Origin of the sequence: Psychrobacter luti, assembly GCF_014192115.1 — a bacterium.
Lineage (GTDB): Bacteria > Pseudomonadota > Gammaproteobacteria > Pseudomonadales > Moraxellaceae > Psychrobacter > Psychrobacter luti.
On sequence record NZ_JACHXL010000001.1, the window covers coordinates 500,388 to 526,691 of the forward strand.

General features: G+C 42.0%; 19 protein-coding genes and 1 pseudogene. 8 read left to right on the top strand and 12 right to left on the bottom strand.

Annotated elements, in window-relative coordinates; genetic code table 11:
* The 6 genes from dnaX to FHS24_RS02000 all read right to left on the bottom strand — a co-directional run.
* On the bottom strand, window positions 1-1,656 hold a 1,656-nt coding region (gene dnaX / locus FHS24_RS01975; protein ID WP_183618285.1), incomplete at its 3' end, for a DNA polymerase III subunit gamma/tau.
* 117 nt (window positions 1,657-1,773) lie between these two features.
* Window positions 1,774-3,147: a hypothetical protein gene (locus tag FHS24_RS01980; protein WP_183618286.1), complete on the bottom strand. Its 1,374-nt coding sequence runs from the start codon at window positions 3,145-3,147 to the stop codon at window positions 1,774-1,776.
* Between the two features lie 114 nt (window positions 3,148-3,261).
* On the bottom strand, window positions 3,262-4,806 hold the full coding sequence (lysS, locus tag FHS24_RS01985) for a lysine--tRNA ligase (protein WP_183618289.1): 1,545 nt from the start codon (window positions 4,804-4,806) through the stop codon (window positions 3,262-3,264).
* Window positions 4,807-4,935: 129 nt separating this feature from the next.
* Window positions 4,936-5,403, bottom strand: coding sequence for a hypothetical protein (locus FHS24_RS01990; RefSeq protein ID WP_183618291.1), 468 nt, complete (start codon window positions 5,401-5,403; stop codon window positions 4,936-4,938).
* 84 nt (window positions 5,404-5,487) lie between these two features.
* A complete protein-coding gene (gene prfA, locus FHS24_RS01995) occupies window positions 5,488-6,579 on the bottom strand; it encodes a peptide chain release factor 1 (RefSeq protein ID WP_183618293.1) in 1,092 nt (363 codons plus the stop codon).
* A gap of 287 nt (window positions 6,580-6,866) precedes the next feature.
* A complete protein-coding gene (locus FHS24_RS02000) occupies window positions 6,867-8,012 on the bottom strand; it encodes a beta-ketoacyl-ACP synthase III (protein WP_183618295.1) in 1,146 nt (381 codons plus the stop codon).
* 383 nt (window positions 8,013-8,395) lie between these two features.
* Here FHS24_RS02000 and pnuC point away from each other — a divergent pair, with 383 nt between their 5' ends.
* Both pnuC and FHS24_RS02010 read left to right on the top strand, forming a co-directional pair.
* Entirely contained in the window at window positions 8,396-9,157 is a 762-nt protein-coding gene (gene pnuC, locus FHS24_RS02005; RefSeq protein ID WP_183618297.1) for a nicotinamide riboside transporter PnuC, read from the top strand.
* Window positions 9,108-9,701 carry an AAA family ATPase gene (locus FHS24_RS02010; RefSeq protein ID WP_183618299.1) on the top strand — a complete coding sequence of 198 codons (594 nt, stop codon included), beginning with the start codon at window positions 9,108-9,110 and terminating at the stop codon, window positions 9,699-9,701. The genes pnuC and FHS24_RS02010 overlap by 50 nt, the downstream gene beginning before the upstream one ends.
* Window positions 9,702-9,783: 82 nt before the next feature.
* On the opposite strand, the gene FHS24_RS02015 is transcribed toward FHS24_RS02010, so the two are convergent.
* Window positions 9,784-10,467 (bottom strand): DUF421 domain-containing protein, encoded by a 684-nt coding sequence (locus tag FHS24_RS02015; protein WP_183618301.1) that lies wholly within the window; start codon window positions 10,465-10,467, stop codon window positions 9,784-9,786.
* 131 nt (window positions 10,468-10,598) lie between these two features.
* Between FHS24_RS02015 and FHS24_RS02020 the strand changes: the two genes are divergently transcribed.
* The 3 genes from FHS24_RS02020 to FHS24_RS02030 all read left to right on the top strand — a co-directional run bounded on the left by FHS24_RS02020 (window position 10,599) and on the right by FHS24_RS02030 (window position 13,216).
* Window positions 10,599-11,525, top strand: a complete 927-nt coding sequence (locus tag FHS24_RS02020) for a DMT family transporter (RefSeq protein ID WP_183618303.1) — start codon at window positions 10,599-10,601, stop codon at window positions 11,523-11,525.
* Between the two features lie 187 nt (window positions 11,526-11,712).
* Window positions 11,713-12,084: an MliC family protein gene (locus tag FHS24_RS02025; protein WP_183618305.1), complete on the top strand. Its 372-nt coding sequence runs from the start codon at window positions 11,713-11,715 to the stop codon at window positions 12,082-12,084.
* Between the two features lie 343 nt (window positions 12,085-12,427).
* Window positions 12,428-13,216, top strand: a complete 789-nt coding sequence (locus FHS24_RS02030) for a DUF2071 domain-containing protein (protein WP_183618307.1) — start codon at window positions 12,428-12,430, stop codon at window positions 13,214-13,216.
* 20 nt (window positions 13,217-13,236) lie between these two features.
* Here the strand turns inward: FHS24_RS02030 and FHS24_RS02035 are convergent, their stop codons facing one another.
* Entirely contained in the window at window positions 13,237-13,836 is a 600-nt protein-coding gene (locus FHS24_RS02035) for a class I SAM-dependent methyltransferase (protein ID WP_183618309.1), read from the bottom strand.
* Window positions 13,837-14,042: 206 nt separating this feature from the next.
* On the opposite strand from FHS24_RS02035, the gene FHS24_RS02040 reads away from it, so the two are divergent.
* From FHS24_RS02040 to FHS24_RS02050, 3 genes are all read left to right on the top strand, one after another.
* Entirely contained in the window at window positions 14,043-14,378 is a 336-nt protein-coding gene (locus FHS24_RS02040; RefSeq protein WP_183618311.1) for a hypothetical protein, read from the top strand.
* Window positions 14,379-14,908: 530 nt separating this feature from the next.
* Window positions 14,909-16,321 (top strand): aspartate ammonia-lyase, encoded by a 1,413-nt coding sequence (locus tag FHS24_RS02045; RefSeq protein WP_183618314.1) that lies wholly within the window; start codon window positions 14,909-14,911, stop codon window positions 16,319-16,321.
* 195 nt (window positions 16,322-16,516) lie between these two features.
* Window positions 16,517-17,170: a hypothetical protein gene (locus FHS24_RS02050; RefSeq protein ID WP_183618316.1), complete on the top strand. Its 654-nt coding sequence runs from the start codon at window positions 16,517-16,519 to the stop codon at window positions 17,168-17,170.
* A gap of 115 nt (window positions 17,171-17,285) precedes the next feature.
* Here FHS24_RS02050 and FHS24_RS02055 read toward each other — a convergent pair whose 3' ends face one another.
* The 4 genes and pseudogenes from FHS24_RS02055 to FHS24_RS02070 all read right to left on the bottom strand — a co-directional run.
* Window positions 17,286-18,455 (bottom strand): HlyD family type I secretion periplasmic adaptor subunit, encoded by a 1,170-nt coding sequence (locus tag FHS24_RS02055; protein ID WP_183618318.1) that lies wholly within the window; start codon window positions 18,453-18,455, stop codon window positions 17,286-17,288.
* 2 nt (window positions 18,456-18,457) lie between these two features.
* The gene (locus FHS24_RS02060; RefSeq protein ID WP_183618319.1) at window positions 18,458-20,797 is read right to left on the bottom strand and encodes a type I secretion system permease/ATPase; all 2,340 of its coding nucleotides are present in this window, start codon (window positions 20,795-20,797) and stop codon (window positions 18,458-18,460) included.
* 75 nt (window positions 20,798-20,872) lie between these two features.
* A complete protein-coding gene (locus FHS24_RS02065; protein ID WP_406947796.1) occupies window positions 20,873-22,354 on the bottom strand; it encodes a TolC family protein in 1,482 nt (493 codons plus the stop codon).
* Between the two features lie 287 nt (window positions 22,355-22,641).
* A pseudogene (locus FHS24_RS02070) lies at window positions 22,642-26,304 on the bottom strand (hypothetical protein); the annotation flags it as partial.

Consider the following 26,304-nt stretch of genomic DNA (forward strand, 5'->3'; position numbering starts at 1 on the left):
TACAGGTTCAGGCTCAACAACAGGTTCAGGCTCAACAACAGGTTCAGGCTCAACAACAGGTTCAGGCTCAACAACAGGTTCAGGCTCAACAACAGGTTCAGGCTCAACAACAGGTTCAGTGCTAACGTTGCTATCTAATAAATCTAACCTTTCATCATTGCCATAACTACTATATCGGTCAAACTCCGCATTATCATAGCTTGCGTTATATGACTCGACCTCATTTTGATTTGGAGTCGGATAATCAGCATCATAGTCTTGTAGCGGCGGTATTGATTCCGCTACTGGCTCTAACTGCTGTTCTGATAACGACCCTGACATTAGAGCTGATGTTGGCACTAATAAAGGCGCTGATACTAAATGCTCATTACTATTTAACAGCGCATTAGTATTTGAAGCCTCAACAGTATTTTCATTTATTGATGCTGTATTGGATTCAGCTGTAGCATTAGTAGAAGTAACGGCTTCTACCGAAGCTATAGAACCAGATAGTTCAGGGTTAGATGATATAGAGCTAGGTGGTATGGTGCTATCAGGTACGTTCGCTAAAATCTCATCAACGGGTAAAGGACGAAAAGCCAATAGACGTAGAATGCACATCTCAAGCGCTTGCATCGGTGTGCTAGCAAGTTTGACGCCTTCACGTGCTTGTACCACTATTTCATAATACAGTTGTAAAACGTCAGGGCTCATATGCTGGGCAAGCTGATTAATATCCTGCGCTTGCACCTCATTGACGTTAAGAGCAACTTCAGGCAGCAGTTGCGTTAATGCCAATTGATGTAACAGCTCAGCCAAACCATCGAACATACTGGTCGCATCGACCATTTGCGCACGCATCTGCTCGATATGAGTGGCAACCGCTGACTTATCATGATTATAAATATCTGTGATTAAACGCACCAAATCAGCGGCATCAATTAAGCCAAGCATAGCATTAACCGTCACATCATCGAGCGCACCTTGCCCAAAAGCAATCGCTTGGTCGGTCAATGATAACGCATCACGAACCGAACCTTTTGCAGCACTGGCCAATTGCCAAAGCGCAGGCTGTGTATAACCTACCTGCTCTTGCGTTAAGATATTGGCTAGGTGTTCACTAAGCAAGCTTTGCGATAAAGGACGCAGCACAAACTGCAAACAGCGCGAGATAATCGTGATGGGCAGTTTTTGCGGATCAGTGGTGGCCAGTAAAAACTTGACGTGCTCAGGTGGCTCTTCCAAGGTTTTAAGCAGCGCATTAAAGCTGTGCGTCGACAGCATATGCACCTCATCAATCAGGTATACCTTGTAGCGACCTTGGCTTGGCGCATACGGCACGTTATCAAGTAGCTCGCGCGTGTCTTCAACTTTGGTACGGGAGGCGGCATCAATCTCGATCAAATCAATAAAACGTCCTTGATCAATCGCCACGCAGTTATCACAGACGCCACATGGGGTGCTGGTAATACCGGTATCGCAGTTTAAGCACTTAGACAAAATACGCGCGATAGTGGTCTTACCGACACCGCGTGTACCGGTAAATAGATAAGCATGATGCAGACGATTATAATCAATCGCATTAATCAGTGCTTGTGAGACGTGTGACTGCCCAATCAACTCGTGAAAGTTTTTTGGACGATATTTGCGCGCTAAAACTTGATATTGCTGCGTCATAATGAATGCCAATGTGAGTAGTAATATAAATAAAGCATCAAATCAGCGATTTATCTTAAAACCAGATAGCAAAGCTAAATATTGAAGCTAAGCATCAAAACTGGATTTTAGAATAGGTTATGATTGAGCTCGCAGCTCAGCCAACTGTTGGTACAAACGCTGGGTATTTGCATCGATAAGCGAGCCATGCTGATGAAATGCGTCAAGATGAACCTCAGTATTCACGCTATCTTCACAAGGTCTGACGTCGACACCGATCAAAAATAGATCTTGCATAACAGGTTGCTGCATTTGGGCATTGAGCTCAAATAACAAATCTTGATGGCCTGCACGCACCTTGTCGGCACTTAACGAGCTGTTATCATCTTGCGCATAAAACACCATCAGATAATGACGCCCAAAAACATTATAAGAATGCTCATGGCGCACGTAGCCGCTCCAGCGTGAATCTTGGTCAATCGTTCTGTGAGCCAAGATTTTTTCTACCAAACAAGCATAGGTATACATCGACTCGTCGACCAAAATATCAACCTGCTCTTTTGGTAGTGGCGTACCGGCGTCATAACACTCTCTGACTAAGCTATTAAAAAGCCGATACCACATGCGTGTATTCTTTTGAATCTCTGCCATCAATGCTTTAGCAAATTCCGCCTGCTCAGGCTCTGCCGCTTTTAACAATCGTGGTTCAATCTGCGCTATTAAGTTATGGCTGACCAGTTGTTTTTGAACTTCAATCGCCCTTTGATGAAAATCTGGCGACTGCAAGAACTGTACAAGCAAGGTTGATTCGTCTTGAAACGATTCAAACCCAGTAAGCTTACGGCGATGAAAGTCTAAAAACGCCGTTAAATCACTGGGCGTTACCAACTGCTTGAGTATCTCAGTGAAGTTCTGATAGCTGAATACCTGTAGAACACTTTCTTCATCGTCCAAATCTAGCACACAGTCTTCCGCAAAAAACTGACTGCCATATTCATAGCCAACCGCATAAGAGGCGGCTTCTGAAGCCTTGCTCTGATGGTTATTACGATAACTGTTTTGGTAGCTGTTGTGATAAGTACTCTGAGCGCTGTTTTTTTCACCAATGTCTTGATGCTGAACCGAAAGTGAGGTCAAACCAATAAAATAAATCGCTTTATCTGCCATCTGGTCAGATGCCGATTCATTTTTAGATTTGTTTTTAGATTCATCTTTATAGGCAAGCGCCTTATCACTTTTAAGATAAAGCTGAGCATGTTGCTTAATCAGCTGATTAACAACCTCTTTTCTCCACGTACGTACCTGAGTACTATCGATATCCTGCCTATCAGCCTGTATCGTTACATCATTGACGATAAGGTAGACCACGGCATTAGAAAACTCAAAAACAAAATCATAACCCTGAAGATACTCAGGGCCAGGGATTTTGTCTGGGGTTAAGTCGTACAAAGATAAAAAATTCTGCTGAATCATCTGCTGCCAAATCGACGCTGGTACTTGCTGAGTGTCCATAATATCCCTATACATAAGGTCTCATAAAGAACTTGAGACCATTCCTTTAAAAGTAGAAAAAGCCTTCTTATGTTCAGTTTAGTCCCAGCGTGGATTTATGGCAAGTAAAGCAGTCTAGCTTTCATGCTTGCGGCGCATATGCGGGAATAAAATCACATCACGAATACTGGCCGAGTCTGTAAATAGCATCACCAAACGATCGATACCAATACCCTCGCCTGCTGTTGGCGGTAAGCCATAAGACAAGGCCTCGATGTACTCTTCATCGAAATGCATCGCTTCATCATCGCCAGCGTCTTTTTCAGCGACTTGACCATGGAAACGCTCGGCTTGATCGGCAGGATCATTAAGCTCACTAAAACCATTGGCCAGCTCACGACCACCGATAAATAGCTCAAAGCGATCAGTAATCTCAGGATTATCATCGTTACGGCGTGCCAGTGGTGACGTTTCAGCAGGGTATTCTGTGATAAAAGTCGGTTGACGTAGCTGATGTTCAGCGGTTTCTTCAAAGATAATGGTCTGCAATTTGCCCACACCAAAGACGTCTTTTACTTGTTGTCTAAGGGTCGTTGAAGCATATTCTGCAAGATAGTCACGGTCATTAATGCGTGCCATATCGAAATTTTCTGCATACTTAGCAATCGCATCAGACATTGATAAACGCTCAAAAGGTGCTTTTAGGCTAATCGCTTCCTCTTGGTAAGTCAGCTCAGTGGTACCCAAAATGTCCATCGCCAGCTCGTTGAACAAGCGCTCGGTCAAATCCATCAAGTCGTGATAGTCAGCATACGCCTGATAAAACTCAATCATGGTAAATTCAGGATTATGACGGGTTGACACACCTTCATTACGGAAACTGCGGTTAATCTCAAATACTTTCTCAAAACCACCAACCACCAGGCGTTTCAGATACAGCTCAGGCGCGATACGCAAATATAACGGCATATCCAAAGCGTTATGATGGGTCACAAACGGACGCGCAACTGCACCACCTGGGATAGGATGCATCATAGGCGTTTCAACTTCCATAAAACGCTCATTCAACATAAACTTGCGAATACCGCTGATAACCTGACTGCGTATCACAAAGGTGTCGCGAGTTGTCTCGTTGGTCATCAAATCAAGATGGCGATTACGATAGCGCGCTTCGACATCGGCTAAGCCATGGAACTTATTTGGCATCGGACGTAGTGCTTTCGTCAATAGAGTAAATTCTTCAATATGGACATATAAGTCGCCTTTTCCAGAACGACCGATATAACCAGATACGCCAACAATATCACCCAAATCTAGCGATTTAATAGTCGCCAATATCTCTGGATCTAGCTGTTTGCGTGCCACATATAACTGAATACGCCCTGTCATATCTTGAATAACAATAAAAGCCCCACGGTTTAGCATGACGCGACCGGCAACGTTTACCTGAGTTTTTTCACCGTTGGCAATTTTATCTTCGATTTCTTGCTTTGAGATACCACCAAAAGCCGTTTGCAAATCCTGAGCGTAATCCGTGCGCTTAAAGGTATTAGGATAAGGTTGTTTACCTGACGCGGTGATTTCATCTAGTTTAGCTTGTAGTTGAGCAATTAGCTCGTTAGCGTCTTCTGGAACTTGCTCTTGATTATTTTGCTGATTTTGATTATTAGGCTTTGACATAACACTCTCAAAATTATTAGATAATTAAAGGAATAAACGAAGTAAATTAAAATAAGACGTTCAAATAAAACATATAAATAAGGAAGCTCAATAATACTTATTAATTTTTCATACTAAAAAGCGGTAAAACTAATCGACACAAATAGCAGGCTGTGCCACACCTTTTTCAATCGTCTGATAACAGCCAAAAACGCTGCTATCACTGGCACATTGCCCTTTTTGATTATTGGCATGTGAATCTATAAATTCACCCGTGTTTTTGCATTGTCCTTGGCAATCAGAACCATCTTGGCAAACTTTACCGGCATCAGTATAAGACAGCACACACTGATAACAGCCAAGCCTACCTTGCTGCAAAAACGTTCCACCTTTTGTGTTACATCCTTGTACCAACTCATTAGGCGGATATGCGCATGCTTGGTAAGTCAATGGATCAGCTGTTTCAACTAATGAAGCGCTATCAGAAGACGATGGTGGCGCTGTCGAAGTTGCGGGCGTTACGCTACAAGCAGATAACCAAAATGCCATAAACATAGTCAATATAATTAACACAATGCCATTAAAGGATTGTTTTGAAGTTGACCAGTCATTTATCATAATCAATACCTTAGTTTTACTATCATAAATAACTGGCTTATCGGCATGGTTTACAGCTTTTAGGTTAATCAGCTTTTAACTGTCTTAATCACCGCCGCCGATACTGGCCATCAAGTCTGCTTGGTGTTCGCGTAACAGCGCATCAAGGATTTCATCCAAGTCACCTTCCATAATTGAATCAAGCTTGTATAAAGTCAGGTTGATTCGATGGTCAGTCATGCGACCTTGCGGGAAGTTATAAGTACGAATGCGCTCTGAGCGATCGCCGCTACCGACCAAGTCACGACGTATTGAGTCCGCCACATCGACCTGTGCTTGTACTTTTGCTTGTTGGATTTTGGACACCAGCATTTTCATCGCATGCGCACGGTTTTTATGCTGACTGCGTTCTTGTTGACACTCTACCACGGTACCAGTTGGAATGTGCGTCAAACGTACCGCAGAGTCCGTGGTGTTAACGTGCTGACCACCGGCACCACTTGAGCGGAAGGTATCCATTTTAATGTCTGCAGGATTGATATCGACGGTATCATCAATCTCAACCTCTGGCATAACCGCAACCGTACAAGCTGAGGTATGCACGCGGCCTTGGCTTTCGGTCTCAGGCACACGTTGGACGCGGTGAGCGCCCGACTCAAACTTTAAACGACCATAAACGCTATTGCCCGACACACGGGTAATAATCTCTTTATAGCCGCCGTGTTCACCCTCATTGGCCGACAGAATATCTACCGTCCAACCTTGAGTTTGGGCATACTTTTGATACATACGGAACAAGTCACCCGAGAAAATCGCTGCTTCATCACCGCCTGTCCCCGCTCTAATTTCTAAGAAAGCAGGCACTTTATCATTGGGATCTTTTGGCAACATCATGACGTTAAGCGCTTCTTCCATCTCTACAATGGTGTCACGGGCACTGTCAATCTCATCCTGCATCATCTCTTTCATGTCAGGATCTGAAGCTTCTGCTAGCATCGCCTCTGCATCCGCCTGATCCGTTTCTGCACGCACATAGTTCTGCCATAAAGTGGTGATATCCATCAAGTCGCTGTGTTCGACGGACAATTCACGGAACTTATTATTATCGCTGATGACACTCGGGTCTGATAATAAGGCGGTGACCTCTTCATAACGGTCTACCATCTGATCTAAACGCAGGCGTAAGGATTCTTTCATAAAAGGACTTTTTTAAAATGAGTAAAATAAGAGAATGATTATAGCAAATTTTTTCGCTTAATTTAAAACCTCTAAGCAATCTTGCCATAATATTTGCAAACTGGCTGTTTTATCGCAGATTATGCCTAAATATTAGCCCTAGCTTCGCAGCCAATAAAAAATCAGTAAACATAGCGCACAAAAACAGTCCAGAAAAAGCTATAAATAGCGGACATAAAAAAATAGCTAAGAGTGCTCTTAGCTATTTTTTCTTATTATGATAGATACCACAGATTTTAAATAAAGTCTTATACCTTACGAACCAGTACCGAGCCAATCGAATAGCCCGCACCAAATGAGCAAATCACACCCAAATCACCAGATTTTAGCGCATCTTTATAGCGATGGAAGACAATCATCGGACTGGCTGAGCTAGTATTGGCAAATTCGGCGATAACACTCGGCACAATCGCCTTGTCGGCATCACGTCCAACGACTGTACGCAAGATTAGATCTAACATATTGGCATTGGCTTGGTGTAACCACATCATTTTTACGTCAGACGTTGCGATGTCGTTTTCTTGCAGATGCTCAGTGATAATCTCTGAAACTTTTGGACAAACTTCACGGAAAACTTTACGACCATTTTGCAAAAACAGTTTGTCAGTGACTGGTTCTTTGATATCCGGATACATCTCAGTCTGCGCCGCTAAGAACTCAGAGCGGTCCATAAAGCCGTATTCGTTTTTGATATTGGTTGAAAACTGGGTGAACAACTTGGTGCTTAAAATCTCATAACCTTTTGGTGTGTCTAGCTCTTCAACGATAGAAGCGGTTGCTACATCACCAAAGATAAAGTGGCTATCACGGTTTCGCCAGTTTAGATGTGCTGAGGTAATCTCAACGTTCACCACAGCAACGCGTTTAGCTAGACCCGACACGATTGAGCCATGTGCTTGTGATAGACCAAAAGTCGCCGCACTACAAGCCACGTTCATATCGTAAGCAAAGCCGCCAACCATACCAATTTCATTTTGAATCTCGATAGAAACCGCAGGATAAGTACGCTGGAAATTTGAGCAGGCAAGAATGATACCGTCTAAATCATTGGCCTCTAAACCTGCGTCAGCCAAGGCGTCTTTTAGCGCTGCTGCACCCATCTCTGCCATGATAGACAGCTCTTCACCCAAATTGCGGTAAGGAATCACAGGCGCCATAATTTCGGGATCTAAGATACCGTCTTTTTCCATCACATAACGTGATTTGATACCAGATACTTTTTCGATAAAGGCCGCTGATGAATGCTCTAGCGCCGTAACCGTTCCTGCTTCAATCGCGTCAGCATGTTTGGCGTTATAATTATCAACATACTGGTTAAATGAATCAACCAGTTCTTCATTACTAATACTATAAGGGGGAATATACAGGCCGGTGCCCGTGATACAAGTCGTCATGATGCGCTTCCTTGTCTACTACGATGGTGCTTGCAATAAGCATAAAAGTGGAGAAAACAACAGTCGTCTAATTTTCGGTGAATAACTGTAAACTTAAAATAAGTGCCTTTATTATGCCTGAATAATATAATTTTTCTAATACTTTGTTACAAATAATCAGCTTCTTGACGAGAATAAGTAAAGATTGGCTTCATTTCCTAACAGCTGCGCTATAATCAGCGTTCATTAGCATGGCTTGGTTGCATTATTTTATTCAACATAGATTCGCTTGGTTGCGACTGACTGCCACTCATTGGCATTAATTGCCACGGACTTGTTAAATTTTTATCAACTTAACTGATATTATCCACTCTTTCTTTTTACTTTTTGACTTTGGAATAACAATGGCGGAACTCCTAAATTGGCTATTCGGGCAATATGCCGACTACCCGACCCTATTTATTGCCTTAGAATTGATTGCGGTAATATTTGGGGTCAGCAGCGTTTTACTTGCCAGCAAGACCAATATTTTGGTTTTTCCTATTGGGCTGGTGAGCACCGCCATCTTTGTTTACCTGCTATGGAAATGGCAATTATTCGGTGATATGTTTATCAATGCTTATTACAGCGTCATGAGTATCTATGGCTGGATAAACTGGACACAAAATAAAAACAATATAGAAATTAAAAAGCATCAGGATCATATAAATCCCACTAGCCAGCCGCAAGATGAGCGCGTGCAAAATATGGATGCTCAATATGCTATTGAAGTTGAGCATTTAAGCAAAAAAGATGTGCCCATACTGAGCGCACTGGCGGCGGCGACCATGGCTTTTGTCGCTTTGGTCTATTATTTTAGACCCGTCATCAATAATAACTTTAGCTTTAATGACGCTGAGCTTGGTGTGCATTTATTTACGTGGGTTGATTACACAGACATGCTGACCACCGCGCTGTTTTTAATGGCAATGTGGCTCATGGCGCGGCGCAAAATTGAGCATTGGCTGCTATGGATTATCGCCGATGCTATTTCCGTACCGCTATACTTTTATAAAGGTCTGACCTTTACTGCGCTACAATATGTAGTCTTCACTCTTATTGCAATCTGGGCATATTATGAATGGCAACGACGCTACCGCCTGCAATCTTACGCAGCATACGCCTAAATCCGTTATTAATGTCGCTATATTGGGGGCAGAAAGCACTGGTAAAACCACGTTATGCCGTGATTTGGCTGCGTATTTTGGCTGCCCATGGGTGCCAGAATACATGCGCACCTATCTGCAAGCAAAATGGGATAATGAGCAGCTGACCTGTACTTGGGATGACTTATTGCCCATTGCGCAAGGTCAAATTGATTTAGAAAACAAACTCGCTCAACAAGCCGCCAAACTCTCTGATAACAACCATTATTTATTTTGCGATACCAGTCTATTTGAGCTGATGGTATATTCCAACTGGTATTATGGCGATTGCCCGGAAGGACTTACCAAAGCAGCATTGGCGCACCATTACGATATGATTCTATTGACCGACGTTGATATCCCGTGGGTCGCCGATGATTTGCGTGATAGCCCGCATCAGCGTGAAGACATTAGTGCTTATTTTGCCAGCCAATTAACCTTGCATAATAAGACTTTTCAACGTGTCGGCGGTAATAGAGATGAGCGGGTTCAACAAGTAGTAAAATTATTAAAGTCATTAGTGTGATTTTATTCAATAAAAATGCTTAGGCTATTTAATACAGTCAGGTTGTCTAACAAAGATGCTTAAATGCAGTGCCATTCATTAACTATCTAACAATTTCATTATTTAAAGCTTTCGCCCAGTTTTTACATTCATTCTCACAGCGTTGGCATGCTTGATTAGGGTTTGAAATAAAATCCACATAGCCACAATACATACAAGCATAATAGACATCTGGCTCTATCTGCTCGACAGGCTGATACTGCTTAGGAAAAAGCGGTAAGCCATAGCAGGTGTCCTCAGGCGAACATAACAATAGACTAAATTGACCATCTGTCTCAAGTAAGCCCGTCCGCACTTGCCCTAAATGCTCAACCCCTTGCTGGCGCATTTCGGCAAAAAACTCATCGTGCGACATTTCGCCCTTTTTTATCTTATCAAGAACCAACATACTGTCCTCGACAATATATAAAGACTTCCCTTCTAACAAATCTTCGAAAGGCTGATATTTCATCATCGCCCACGTACACAGGCGATAAAGCAAAATCACCGTACTCATAATCAGTACCGCTTGGATAATGGGCAAGTCCTCAGTGAACATCGGGTCACCGGCGATAGAGCCTAATGATAAGATAATGGTCAGCTCAAAGATAGACAGCTGCCGCACGCCGCGCTTACCAGTAAAGCGTAAAAACAAAATAATAAGCATAAACATCACGATAACGCGTATGAGTATTTCGGCGGCAAATGCCCATGTGGTGTCATAAATAAAGATACTTGCCCAATCCATGTATTTTTCCTTGTTATTATTTTTGGCAGGATTACCGCATCAAAATTGCTCAATGTGCTTAACACATACTACTTTACTTAAAACTGCTCTATTTTATCCAAAAATGCTGTTAATGATTGTAGGAATTATTTTTGAAAGCCGCCTTATATACGACAACCGCCTTAGTAGCCTTTGCCGCCAATTCATTACTTTGTAGAATGGCATTGGCAGACGGTGCGATTGATGCTTGGAATTTTACCGCTATCCGCTTGCTAAGTGGCGCCGCTTGCCTTGGGCTAATCATGATGGCACAAGCTCACTATCTAAGACAAAACACTCTAAAAAGGACTAGCTTAAAACGGACTGCTTTAAAACATACGGGCAACTTTGATCCTGCTGTACTAACAGATAAAGGCGATTGGCTTAGTGCTATCAGCTTAGTGATTTATGCGCTGTGTTTTTCAGTGGCTTACCAAGTGCTTGATACTGGCACGGGCGCGCTTATTTTGTTTGCAGTTGTGCAACTCACCATGATTGGTTGGGGAGTTTATAATAAAGAGCCACTTAATCGAATACAGTGGCTAGCGCTTTTGATAGCATTGATAGGCTTTGTTTACTTGATGCTGCCATCTGCTGCGACGCCTTCCTTATCTGGCGCGCTGATGATGGCAATCAGTGGTGCCGCTTGGGGTATCTATAGCATACGCGGCAAAACCTGTGTATCGCCCTTGAGAACGACGGGCTTTAACTTTTTAAGAAGTCTAGTTGCTGTGCCGATATTGGCACTGATCGGTATGAGTTACCTCTCAACCATAAGCATGACGGGTGTCATACTGGCGGTAGCATCAGGTGCTATCGCCTCTGGCATCGGCTACAGTATTTGGTATGTGGCCATGCCGCTGCTAAAAACGACTCAATCTGCGGTGGTACAGCTTTGTGTTCCCGTACTTGCAGCAATTATGGGCGTGGTGTTTTTGTCTGAGCAGCTTACCTTAGAATTTATTATCGCAAGCTCGGTTATTTTAAGTGCAGTATTGGTATTTGTATTAAATAAAAGGCAAATAAAAACAAAGGCTTAATATCAGAGACATAGCAGACTTATAGTGAGCAAAGCTTGACTATCCATGTACTCTAGTCATAAATCCGCTAGCCAATGTTACTTTCCTAAGCTCGAACCACAACATGAAATTACACTTTTTGTTGTATTATACCGCTTAGCGTAACAAATAAAATTCACACCAATTTTGATAAACATTGAGAGATATTATGAAAAAATTATTAGCCGTAGCGCCTTTTGCTGTATTACTAGCTGCTTGTGCAACCAATGCACCGACTACTACTACGCCAACGACCAATGCTCAGCCAGTAGTTCAGTCCTTCACTTGTGAAGACAACGGTATGATTACTGCTGCATATACCGCTAATGGTCAAGCTGTTAATGCTAACGTTACTTTGCCTAAAGTTGGCTTAAAAGATGCCAAAGTTACTATGGAACAGGCTGTATCAGGCTCTGGCGCGCGTTATGTAAATAACGTTAATCCTAAAACTACTTATGACTGGCACACCAAAGCTGATTATGGCGTCTTGACCATCAAATCAGACAATGGTCAACAGTATAAAGTTAACTGCAAATTATAATTATAAATAATGCATATTAGTTATTTGAATAAAATCCATATTCTCATTCAAATTTATTTAAAACAAAAGAGCCAGTAGTCAAACTACTGGCTCTTTTTTATGCATACCATATTTCATTAACAATAAAGAAAGTCATTGGAACAATGTTGTGTTGGTATCAGTCCGAGCGGTGAATTGCATGCCTAGAATTAAGTACTTATGATTAAATACTTGAAATTAAACAATTAGAATGAATCGCCAGCCTATCATTTATACTCATAGATATAGGTATTAGCTGTATTATCAAAGCTGACAATCACGTTTATAAATTAGCGCGTAAAATTAATATTTATAAGGAAATATCGTGCAGGAACTACGACGTTTTAAGGATTATTTATATGACAGACCTAAGCCAACAGGTATGGACGTTGTCTGCGGTCTAAAGCATTTTTCTATTATCACTTATGCAGTGCCAGCAGATAGGTTTGATAGCATATTTCCTGCTAGGTTTAAGCTCGATACGGTAATGGTAGACGGTGAAGAAAAAGGTTTGATTTCTGTCGTACCCTTTATCGATGTTGATTTTACCTCCACGGTTTATCCTTTTCCAACCTTCACCATGGGACAGACCAACTACCGTATTTATATCATCGATACAGAAACGGGTGAGCGCTGTGTGTGGTTTTTGGGCACGACTTTAGATTCTTGGACATTAGCAGTGCCAAGATACTTATGGAGCCTGCCTTGGCATAGCGCGAAAATGACTTTTGATTGTCAATTTGATGCCGCAACTGGCAAGTATGTAAAATATTCTGTGAACGCTGAATCAGAATGGGCAGCGGCGTCGGTATCGCTTGCACAGAATACAACAGAGACTTTTTCATTCGCAGGTTTTCCTGATACCGAATCGGCGCTTGTTTATTTGACACATCCGCTAGCAGGATTTTATCATCGCTGTGATGGCAAACTTGGTACTTATCGAGTTTGGCATAAAAGACTTGAAGTTCAGCCAGCGTCTTTGATTGCTGCCAATTTCAAGCTGTTATCAGACTTAGGCATTGTCACGCTATCAGAGCAAAATCACCCTTATAGCGTGCTCATTGAGCCATTAAATACATTCACTATTTATTTACCGCCAAAGGTTGTTGAATAATTAATTAACTTAATAATTCACTATCTTTTTTTGGCAATAAACTGTACCACAGCGCTCAAACCTTGATGACGCGTACCTTCTGAAATCATGCGCTGCCTTTCGATACCCGTTATTTCTTCTAACTCTGCCAGCTCGGCACGCAAGACTGCTAACGAACCAAAACGCTCTTTTTGCGTTGCCGGAGGTCCACCGACAGCATTCATGGTTAGCTGCTGTTCGGTATAAGCCTCAAGGAGAAATATCCCATTCGGCTTTAACGCTGCTACAATCTGAGCGTGAACATACCGACGAACCAAATTAGGTAAATGCGCCCAGATAGAAACAATACCATCCCACTGTACTTCGCCAAACTCATAGTCGGCTAAATCGGCAACCTGCGTATGAATCTCCACGCCTCTATCTTGCGCCAGCTTTAATGCCTTATTCAAACCTACTTCAGACACATCCATGGCGGTCACTTCGTAGCCTTGGTCAGCCAAAAACACCGCATTTCTACCTTCGCCTTCAGCCAAACATAAAACCTTACCACCTGCTGCTATTTTCTTAAATTCATCTTTTAAAAAATCATTAGGTTCAGTACCAAAGATATACTCTGCTTCATTATAACGCTCGTTCCACATATCTCATTCCTTTAGTATATTATTGCTTAGGCTATTTATATATTATGTATATAAATAGCGAGCAAGTAGATAGTGAGTATAGAAAATCATTGACTTTACCTATGTATTCATAATATAACATATATAAAATATATTCATTATTTTGCATTTATTATGCGCGTTTCTAATGGAGTAGAAAATCACCAGTATATTGGGGAGGAAGTCACATGATTCGTTTAAGCTACACTCTCAAATGTTGGGCATTAGGTATTATGTATTACTTAGGATTTCACTTTATTGTCCTATCAAGCAATCCTGACTTTGCAAAATATATCTATATTTTGGCCATCAGCACTCTACTCTTCCCGATTGCTAAGCGTGCCGTCGATGTCGTCACCGATTTTATCGCTCCTCATACGATTATCTTTAATGGTTTATTATCGTCATTATTAATCAATATCGTGATTTGGCTGTTGACGCCATTTATCGTCGCTTTGACGCTTATTGCCTTATTATTTTATGGCATGGGCGTACTTACAGAAAACATAAGAGCAAAACCCTAAAGCTCATTCATAAATCTGAAACCTGAATATTTAGCCTAATCATTAGAGCAAAGAACGAACGCCTCGTCTTTGCTTGTTAATCTTAAAGGCATAAGGTGCAATACCTTATCGCTTTAATCGTCTAAACATAGTACAGTAGATACCTGCCTGTATTTTTACTCGTGCTTACATCAGTAACTATCATTGCTAATCACTTACCCTACCATACTCACAGGGCTGACTTGCCACACTTAATTGAGCGTAATCTGAATTAATAGTGAGGGCTTGGGTTAGCATTGCACGGCAGTTAAGCATATGGCTCAACCCATTTGCCTAATCACAAGCATTCATCATCAACCATTTATAATATAAAAATTTTTGTTTTATTATGCATAATACAATAAATATTCATTATTAATCGCCTTATAAAAGGCTTATGCTTGAATGTTGATTGAATTGATTTACCAATATGATACAACCACTGTCATTTTAATAAATGACGGTCTCACTGCGTCTTAATCAGGGCTTTTTATTGAAAGGAATTTTATTGAATGACTACTGCTACTCGCCAAGAACATGATCTACTCGGCTATCGTGACGTCCCTGCTGATGCTTACTATGGCATCCAAACTTTACGTGCTTTTGAAAACTTCACCGTCAGTGGTGTACGCTTAAACCAGTTTTCTACTTTTATTCGTGCCTTTGCCACCGTTAAAAAGGCAGCGGCTATTGCCAATAATAAAGTAGGCGTATTAAACGACACGGTTAAAGACGCTATTGCAGCGGCGTGCGATGACTTAATCGATAATAAATATCATGACCAGTTTATCGTAGATATGTTCCAAGGCGGTGCAGGTACGTCAACCAATATGAATGCCAATGAGGTAATTGCCAATCGAGCGCTAGAAATCCTCGGTTATGAAAAAGGCGACTATCAGCATGTCCATCCGAATAACGATGTCAACCTGTCACAATCGACCAACGACGCCTACCCTACGGCGATGAATGTTGCTTTGGATGATTACTGCGTGCGCCTGTTAGATAAGATGGCAATCTTACATACCAGCCTTAAGAAAAAAAGCGTTGAGCTTGCTGATCAATTAAAAATGGGGCGTACCCATTTACAAGATGCCGTACCTATGACCGCAGGTCAAGAGTTCAATGCCTTTGCAACCATGATAAAAAAAGAGATGGATCGTATCGAATCTACTCGTGCGCTATTTCATGAAATCAATATGGGTGGTACAGCGATTGGTACGGGCTTGAATGCACCGGCTGGCTATTCGGAAGAGGTTGCTAAGAGCTTATCCGAGCTGACTGGCAGACCTTATTATATCGCTGAAGACTTGATTGAAGCGACGCAAGACACCAGCGCTTACGTTGCTTTGTCTGGGAATTTGCGTCTTTTTGCTGCCCGTTTATCTAAGATTGCCCATGACTTACGTTTGCAGTCTTCTGGTCCGCGTGCTGGTTTGGCGCAATATCGCTTGCCTGAAATGCAGCCTGGTAGCTCAATTATGCCGGGTAAGGTAAACCCAGTTATCCCAGAAGTGGTGAATCAAGCTTGTTTCCATGTGATGGGAATCGATCATACTATCGCTATGGCGTCAGAAAACGGTCAGCTACAGCTAAACGTTTTCGAGCCAGTGATTGCCTTTAACTTGTTTACCGGTATGAGCATGCTGGCCAATATCTGTGAGATGTTTGCCACTCGCTGTATCGATGGTTTGATGATGAATAACGAAGCTTGTAGTGTCGAGGTATTCAATAATATCGGGCTGGTCACTGCACTGAACCCACATCTTGGTTATGACGCGTCTTCTTTTGTCGCAAGAAGAGCGCAAGAGACTGGTGGTAGTGTGTATGACATCGTATTAGAAGAAAAACTGATGGATAAAGAGACGCTAGATGACATCTTGTCTCCTGCCAATATGGTTTATCCAAAGGTTAGAGCATTGCTATAGCTTATCTATAGTTAAATAAAAAGGCTAGGTTAGCGATTGCTAATCCAGCCTTTTTTTGTTTTATCCTGAACTGTCCTAAAAATTAATAAATCTTATTTACTTCAATCATTTAAGCCAATGGTAATAAAGGCTATCATTTGATAAAATTAAGCAATTCATAGAAAACTTTAGTACGAAAAAAGGTAATTTGAGATAATGGTAAAACTCCGTGAGAAATGGATTTGGGCGCTATGCTTTGCCATACTTGTACATGTAGGCGTTTTCTTTATTTTTTATCTAAATATTGATAAAGATAGCTCAAAAGAAATTAATAATAGCAGCGAAATAACTAATACCGTAAAAACAGCTGAGCCATTAACTACTATTGATAGCAATGATAGTCACTCCCCTTCTAATTCTAAAATTTATACCACTACTCTAAAAAATGATAAAGCCATTAAGAATTTCAATACCAACTCTGAACAGATCAAAGCCATTACTCCTGAAGAACAACTCTCATTAACAGCTAAAAACGATAAAGCTGACTCTACAACAGCCAAAGACTTAAGAGATGATAAAAACCTAATATCAACAGAAGCCGCCTTAACTTCAGCTAATAACCAGACTTTAAACGCAATAAAAAATGAAGCAAGTCTACTCGATACAGATGTGCCTATCCAAAAAGAGCAGGTTAAAATAGATAAAGAATATCTTTCAATGAAATCAGAAGTAGAAGAAGTGAATAACCGCCTAAGTGCCGCCATTGATGAAGTAAAAAAGCGCAATCAACAAAAGATTGACCAAATGGAGCAACAAAAAACTGGCTCGGAGATTAGTAGCAATGAATATATTATCGAAAGGTCTGAGTGAGGCTTTAAAGATTATCGAAAAGCGAACGCCCTACAAATTTATCATTAAAAAACTCCAGCGACTGCTGAAGTTTTTTAGTATCTATTCCTTTAATTAAAGGCTCGTAATTGAACGGTTAGCGTTCACCGAGACCTTCTGACAGTGTTTTGGTAAGAGGTTTTGTTAAGTAAGACAATACTGTACGCTCCATTGCTTTAATATCAACAGAGGCAGTCATCCCAGGCTTAATGACAATCTCATTACCTCTGCCCTTAAATTCAGCACCCTTAATCACAATCAGCACTCTATAATAGGGCTCCTCTCCTTTGGGCGTTTGCTCCATTAAAGTATCTGGACTAATATAATTGACAGTACCGTTCATTGCGCCAAAAATAGAGTAGTCATATGCATCGAGCTTTACTGTCGCATCTTGACCTTCTTTAACGTAGGCAATATCAGCAGGGCTAACCTTGGCATCTATAATCAAATCACTGCTGGTCGGCAAGATTTGCATAATGACTTCGCCTGGCTTTACCACACCGCCAATAGTGGTCACATTGATATTTTTAATCTTGCCATCTGTAGGCGCCATTAGCCGCTTTTCTTCCAAAACTTGTGCGCGATCGCGTAGCTGCTCAAGCTCTGTATCGAGCTCTTCTTGAGCTTTAGTCATTTCAGCCTGAGCTTCTTCGAAATACTTATTACGCTTATTATTAATTTGCGCTTCGATATCTGCAACTTGACGACTGAGCTTGATCACATCTGCCTGACTGACATCACCATATTCTAGTAATGGCTCATTCATTCTCAACTCTTGCCGCGCTAAAACCAGCATTTTCTCAAGAGATGAAACGTCTTCATTAATCGCTTGACGACGTCGATTGTAAAGCGCGCGTTGGTTTTGTACATATTCAGGATAGTTTTCTACTTCATTAGGGAAAACCAACGGTTTCTCAAAAATTTCTGCATTTAAGCGCGCTAATTTGGCTTTTAGGGCAGCTGTTTTGGAAGCAGAATTATCAACGGCGGCTTTAGCCCGCTCTTCTTCTAATACCACCAGCAGCTGACCAGCTTTCACTTCTTCACCTTCACTCACTGCCAGTTCTGTCAACACACCTCCTTCTGATGCTTGAATTTCTTGCGTCCGAGCGCTGGCAATAACTGTCGCTTTAGCACGGGTTACTTGATCGATTTTGGCGAATGATGCCCATACTACTAAAATAATGATGCCTATTAAGGCAATCCAAATGCTCAGTCTTGAACGATCAACATTGGGTTTGGTGGGTGTGTATTTATATTCTGACATACCTATTTACCTTGATCGTTAGGAGTTGTTTTAGTAATGATAGGTTTTATTCTAATTTGTTTGGTTTTCGGAACTGCTGCTGTTGGCTTTTCTTGAGCAGAGTTGGCTGCACTTTCTGCAGGTTGCTGACCATTTTTATTCACAATGCTATCTTTTTCTTGAATAACAGTCCTATTTCTACCTTGCTCATTTTTTCTTAAATCATCGAGCACCGCTTGTTTTGGACCATCTATGATTATACGATGATTGTCCATGATAATAAGCCTATCCACCAAGTCTAACAGAGCAGTCTTATGGGTTGAGACGATAAAAGTCTGACCTTTAGTAAGCTCATGCTGCAATACTTGTAGGCAGCGCTGCTCTTGCCGATTATCCATAGAAGCGGTAGGTTCATCCAACAAGAATACGTCAGGCTTGGTCAGCAGCAAACGCGTGAAAGCAACCAGTTGCTTTTGTCCACCTGAGAGACCTTTTCCGCCCTCACTAATCGGCAGATCCAGACCACTTGAATGGCTGGCCACAAGATTAATAAGTCCAGTTTTATTCAAAGCATCTTGTAGGACATCATCATTGGGCGCGGCCATGCCAATCAATAAGTTCTCTCTCAGTGTTCCTTGAAACAACCTATGATCTTGCTGCAAATACCCCAAGCGTTCACTCAAAGTTTCGCGACTGATTTGATGTATATCAAGACCATCTAATAGCACACGACCTTTAGTCGGCGCGTACAAACCTGCAAGTACCTTGAGCAAGGTGGACTTTCCTGAGCCAATTGGCCCTAGTATTGCAATGCGCTCTCCTGGTTTAATCACTAATTGATGAACATCAAGCGCTGGCCTATCATTACCTTGATAATTAAACACCAAGCTATCGCACTGATAAGCACCTTTAATATGCGTAGGTGATAATGGATAAGCCACGCCCTGATTATCCTGTTCAAGCGAAAATAGGGTTTCAATATTTAGTTTGGCAGCTTTGGCATGAGAATATTGAACCAACAAACCTGGTATCGCCATTACAGGTGCTAGCACTCGACCGCCGAGAATAGAGCAAGCAATCAAGCCACCCATGGTCATGTCACCTTGCATAACTACAAAAGAACCTACAATCACAATCCCAACATAGCTCACTTGCTGCAACAGTTGGGTGAGGTAGGTTAAATTGTCATTGGTGTGTTTCATATCCAAATCGTTTTTGATGGTGATATTCATCACATCAAGCCAACGAGACAAGAATTTCCAGCTGCCAGCCCCAGCTTTTATAGTCTCAACCCCTTCCACAGCCTCGACTAATAAGCCTGTTTTATAATACGAAGCAGTAGCGCCTTCTGCCGCAATAATGTCAATACGCTTGCGGGCAAACAGTCCCATAGTGATGGCTATAGCTGCTGCGATTACAGGAACGACAGCAACCAATGGTGAGCCAATAAAAGCGACCAAACTAATAAAAATAATAGTCATTGGTAAATCGACTAAACCAAAAAGCGTACTGGCAGTAAAAAAACTACGCACTTGCTCATAGCCTCGTAATTGAGCTGCCATAGAACCGACTGATCCTGGCATCTGGTCGATACGTACTTTTAGTAGACGCTGGAACACTTCACGTGATAAGTACTGATCGAGGCCGACCACGACTTTGTCCATAATTCTAGAGCGCGAGAACTTCATAAATGCTTCGAATACGATCACTAACATCACACCGCTGGCTAAGATAATAAGCGTGTATTCACTACGTGTAGGTATGACTCGGTCATAAACCTGCATAGAAAATAACGACACCGCAAGCGCCAACATATTGATTAGAAAAGTAGCGATAATAGCTTCAAACAAGATACCTTTATAGTTACCGAGATCCGATTTTAGTAGATCAGTAAATGAGGCGGTTCTCTGCTTGACGTGGTCTTCTTTTAAGCGAATACGTAGAACCAACGACAGCTCATCAGCTCGGCTATCTGTATGTGTGTTTTCTTGTCTAAAATTCCAGCTTTTTTGCGGGGTTTGACCATCGATCACACCCCAACCTATATCCGTGCGATAAGCAAGCAATGGTAAGAACGCAGCATCGGGATTTTCCAGTATTTCAGGTCTATCTTTGATGCCAATACCTTCAAGTACCGCGATCACACCACCTAGCTCATGAATGCTTTGACCCTGTCTATTAGATGACTCACTATGACGCTCAACGATATCGTGCAGTCTTATATTATCTATCGGATAACCCTGCTGAGTGAGTAAATATCTAATTGCATCGGTCAGCGTTGCAGTAAAATCAATCTCGCCATTGTGCGGCGTTTGAAGCTGAACCGCAGCTTGAGAGGATGGCACTTGTAAGTTTGCGCTCATATTAATCACTTATTTAATATTTAAGATAGCTGCCTATCTAAAAGACCTTGTCGCTAAACATGAAAATCTGTGGCTTTAATTATTTATTGTATTATCCTGATCTACTATAGGAGTGACATTGTAATCTTCATTAGGAGCGATACTATAATCTTCATTTAGCATGATATATTGACCTTTATTAAGCGTATCTTCTGCGCTGGCAGGCAGTCTAATTTCAATATAATCTTCTGCTGAGTCTGATTGATAACCAAGCTCAGCACTAACTTGGCTAGTCTGAGTCATGACACTACTTTTATCGTCTTTGTTCAACCACTCTTTGACGGTATCTAGCGGACTAAATAAGCTCACAGGCTCACGATTATCTGCAAATTTCTGCCACGGCATCACACCAAAATCCACTTGTAATCGATGAAACGCCCCCAGTAGACTGGCTCTGGTCTGCACCAACTGCACTTGATAATCATTGTGTTCACGCACAGCGTTGAGCACTTCTAGCCATGACTTACGACCAGCAATAAACTGTCGACGATAAGAACTAACCACAATCTGCGCCCCTGCCACTGCCGCAATCAATGAATTCTCACGGTCTTTGGCGCTGACAAACTGCTGATACTGTACTTGCACATCTTCGATGACCCGACGACGTGCCGCTTCTTGATTTTGAACCAAACTGTTGACTTGTGCTTGAGAAGCTCGTGCCAAAGCTAAATTAGAAAACCCCGCACCTGGTGCGTAGTTTAGTCCTAGTGAGAACTTACCCTTGTCTTTTTTATCGGCATCTCGTCTACCATCATGATAATAGGCGTGCTCGTATTGAGCATAAACGGTAGGATATCGCGATGCTTGTTGGGCTTCGACGCCTTGTTTGGCAGACTCAATCTGAAAATGCTCTTTTACGACAGTGGGATTATAAAAACTTGATTGATCAAACGCCATGCGCTCAAAATTTGTAGATTGCTGCTTTGCTTGGCTGACCAAGGTCTTAATGTTAGGCAAGCTCATGGCACTACCACGTGATAAAGGCTCACCGACAATCTGTTCGAGCCTAGCGGTGGCTATACGCTGCTGCTCTACTGCGGCTTGATAAGCGTTTTGCTCTTGTAGTATACGATTGGTTACCAGATCAAGCTCGATACGTGCCGAGACGCCTTGGCCCACACGGCGCTGCATCATCTCCTCAAACTCGTTAAGCTTCTTTAAGCCCTCACGATGTATCTCCTGTTGAGCAATGGCTTGGATATAACCTTGCCATGCATCAATGGTGGTCTTAGCGACTAAGTTTTGTTGCTCATAGATATACTCAACCGCTGCTTTATCATCGAATATCGATTGATTGACATCCGCTGTCAGCTTCCCTCCTGTCCATAATGGCTGGCGAATGGTGACTTGTGTGACAAAGTCATTGTCGATGTCAAAACCTGATGAGATACCCGGGGTGGGCAGCAGATTTAGCTTAGCAGCATTGATGCCTTCTGTCGTCGCTTCTTGGTTAGCACGCGCTGAACCTACTAAAGGATGGGTCTGAATGGACTGGGTGATTAAGTTATTAATGCGCATATCTGTTACTACAGCGTGGGAATAGATAGACAGGCATGTCCCTGCCGCTAACAGCATGACCTGTCGACATAATGACAGAGCATAAAAGCGCTGTTTTTTATTTAGCAAGTTTTTCATATGAAGTTTCAGTTATCAGCACTATAAATGATATTAAATGTTTGGTTTTTATGTATTAAACCTTACTAAAGTCTATCTTGTAAAGCGGTTAAATAATAAATGTAAAAAGCGCCTCCAGTCGTGGAAGCGCTTTTCTTGATTATACCAACAGAGAAATCATAAACAATATCTTAAACACCAAAAGGCGTGTTCATGATATTGGTCAAGGTGGTTAGGTCATTATCCACACCCGTGTTGAAGCTATCGGTAGTGACATACAGGATTTGCTGATGACCATTAGCTCCTAGTAACTCCGCAACAGTGCCATAAGTATCGGCATTATTATCATTTACACCATATTTGATACCTTCAAGAGTGACCGAGCCTTTAGATGTACCACGACCGGTCAGCGACAGCACCAAATCACCAACACCATTTGCACTAAGCGTAATATATTGCGAGTTATTGCCCTCAGCGCCACTTATTAAATCTTTGATGGTAATATTATCATCTGACTTGCTCGTTGATTGTGGATTATTATCGTTATCAGCGCCAGGGTAACGTGTAACATGAGGATTGGTCGTAGCATTATAAACTCCTGAACCTTGGAAGGCATCTAAAAGATCAATCATATATAGCTTATCATGGGCGATACTGAAGTCCTTGATGATATCACTGCCATTATTCTTCAGCATTGAGAAGACAAAGACATCATTACCAATAGAGCCATCAACTGCTCCACCCGTGCCAGAAAAATCACCGTATAAGGTGTCATTACCGCCTTGACCATAGATCAAATCATTACCGTAGCCACCAATTAAGGTATCAGCCCCGTCAGCAACCTTTGCATTCAAGCTGACGTCGAAGATTGCCTTACCTAGGTCGTCACCAGTCTTAGCATTTGATTGTAATCGCAACTCTGTAAATGCTGCATCTCTATTGCCGACTACGTCTATTTTGATTGTCACAATATCATCGTTTGCGGTTGCAGTACCTCTTCCATCTCTGGTAGCAGTAGCGGTAAAGCCATTAAACATAGTTACCGTAGGATTCAAACCCATAGGACCGGCTGCAACCTGCCCTATTATCGCCCCACCCCACATGATGTTAATGGTTGACTCACCATTACGACTAATCACTAAGGTTAACTCATAGGTTTCTCCGGGGGCCGTTTTTACATCCTGCCAAATATCTAACTGGTTATTAGAATCCGCAGTACTGTCTAAAATCCAAGAACCGGCGCCAGTGACTCCTGCATAACTTCGTTTATCTGGTCTATTAAGCTCTATCTTATTATATTGGACCCCGTTATAACTAGGGTCATCTTTATAATCACTCAGCTTACCCCCAACCTGCCAAGAACCCATATCTAACTGCTTTCTATAGTCAGCTTTAGTAGCACCAGTCGGCTGCATAATCACCCATTCAGGTGAGTCACCAGAAGCAGCATTTTTCGTAGCCGACCAACCTGCTGAACTAAAGTCCCAATACTCAAAACCACCACCACGGACATCCCCACCTGAACCACCGATGAGAATATCGTTACCAGCACCGCCGTTCAAGATGTCAGCACCAGATCCGCCATACATCGTATTGTTACCACTACCAGCGATGATATTCGCTTGTCCAGTAGTAGAAGTGTCGGTATATACTGAGCTGTCGTTAACGATGCGCACAATAATACTGGTCTGACTCTGCTGCACATTATTATTAACATCTATAGACTCTGCGCTGATAGTAATCGGTAGCTTGTTGCCCACATAATTAGGTGGTACAAACACTTCTAGCTGGTTCCTAGGCCAAGTAGTAATATCTATTTGTTGAGTGTCACTCGTGATCTCAACGCTATTGGTTCCACCATCACGTATGATTGCACCTACGGGAAGTCCAGACAGGATAACACTCTTTTCTGTTGGTAAGGTCTCTGCAGTAGTACCAGCCTTATCTAACAAATCGATAGTAATAAACTGATCGCTTAAATCACTTAGTTTTATCCAATTATTAGACTCTCCTTGATTCAGCTTAGTAACCACATAATGTCCATTACGGCCATCCTTACTATCAAGTAAGTTGGTGAGTCGATAATCGCCTCCTAATTTACTAGCTATTTCAGCGTTAATTGCTGCAGTGCTATTGAAGAGCTTAATACCATTGTTATTGGCTGTATCGTTAATCAATGGCGTGTTATTAAACTTACCACCTGAAATAGTCAGATTTGGTAGCCCACCAGGGCCACTATGATTCAAAAAATACATATCTAGAGTGTAGAAGCCAGCTTCGTTCACTACTAGAGGCATTGAATCGTAGTTCGCATTTGGCTCAGTTCTATATTCATTATTCTTTAATACGTTCGTACCTCCGATTTTCAATAACACCGTTTCGTCCGCTGAAACTAATCCGGCATTATCTCTTGCGCTAAAGTTATAAGTGCCAGCCTCTAGGTAAATAAAACCATCATAGCGCCTTGCTTGATAATTATTGAAACCATTAATAGTTAAACCTTGAAGTAGTTGATTAGCTCCAGCATTCTTAGTCGTTGTATCAATAATTCCTGGCATATAATCGATACGGTTTAGATCAGTGAAATTAAAGTTTGTAGCGCCTTTTGCACTCTTATCGAGTGTTAGATCAGTATTCTGTATTTGCATGTTGACGCCGTTACCTCTGAGTGTTCCTAAGTTCTCATTGGTTACGGGCGACTGATAAGTGTATTCAATGACCGGACCATCAGCGACAGCGACTACATCAATAGTAATCGTTGCTTCTGCAGAGATATTGGCACCATTATCACCGCCATCCTGCACCTTGAAGCCAAAGGTTGGGTTACCAGAATAATCGACATTCGGTACGAATAACAAACCTGCTATATCAGTAGCTGATATCGAATCATTAACTTCTACTGCTACTCCATTAAGTAGTAACTGTCCACTGGTTGGTAAGCTAGTGATAATCACTGCTTCCAAACCATCACCATTAGCATCAGTGAACCCGAAGTCTGCTACGGTAAACTTATAGCCTACTTCAATTGTTGTAATCTCATTGGCCACAATACTATTTGTAGGTAACTGACCTTTAGGTGTAGCTACTACATTGTAAGTACCATTGTCACGAGCACTAAATGTCTGATAGGTATACGAGCCATCAATATTTACCGATACTGAATATTGATTAGGCTGTAAAAGTACAAAGGTACCGCCATTCTCCTGAATATAAATATCAAATGCAGTTGTATCGCGTTGCTGCAGGGTACCGACATCTATGGTTATAGAAGGACGGTTTAGGTTGGCATTGTCACCGTTCACTGCATTAGCAGCGGTTGGATCGCTACCCATAAAGCCCTTGCCGTCCTCATACATAGCGACAGTTTTAGATTGCGCAACAGGAGCAACAGAGAAGTTAGTATTTAATGTTGCTTCATCCGATGCTGCTGTATCAGTACTGATGTTACCTGCACTATCTGACAATGATGCTTTAACCTCTAAGGTCTCACCATTATTCTCAGGTAAGTTAACGCCAGTGAACGTAACTGAACCAGCAGCAATCATGTTTTGAGTAATCGTAATAGGAGCAATCGTCTGTCCTGTATTACTGGTTAAAGTTAATATATCACCTACTTCGATACCACTATCTTCAACTAACTCGATGACTACATCAGTCTGGTTGCTCGTACCTTTCTCTTCTATATCAATTATGCCATCGTTATTAGCGTCAATAACGATTTCAGCTCCGCCTAGTAAGCCTGTTGGTGCGGTGGTGTCAGGCGCAGTATCGACTGCGGTTTCACCATCATTTGTGGTCGCGGTGATCTCGCCACCATTGGTCTGAGCTGGTGACAGGGTGACGTCAACGCTACC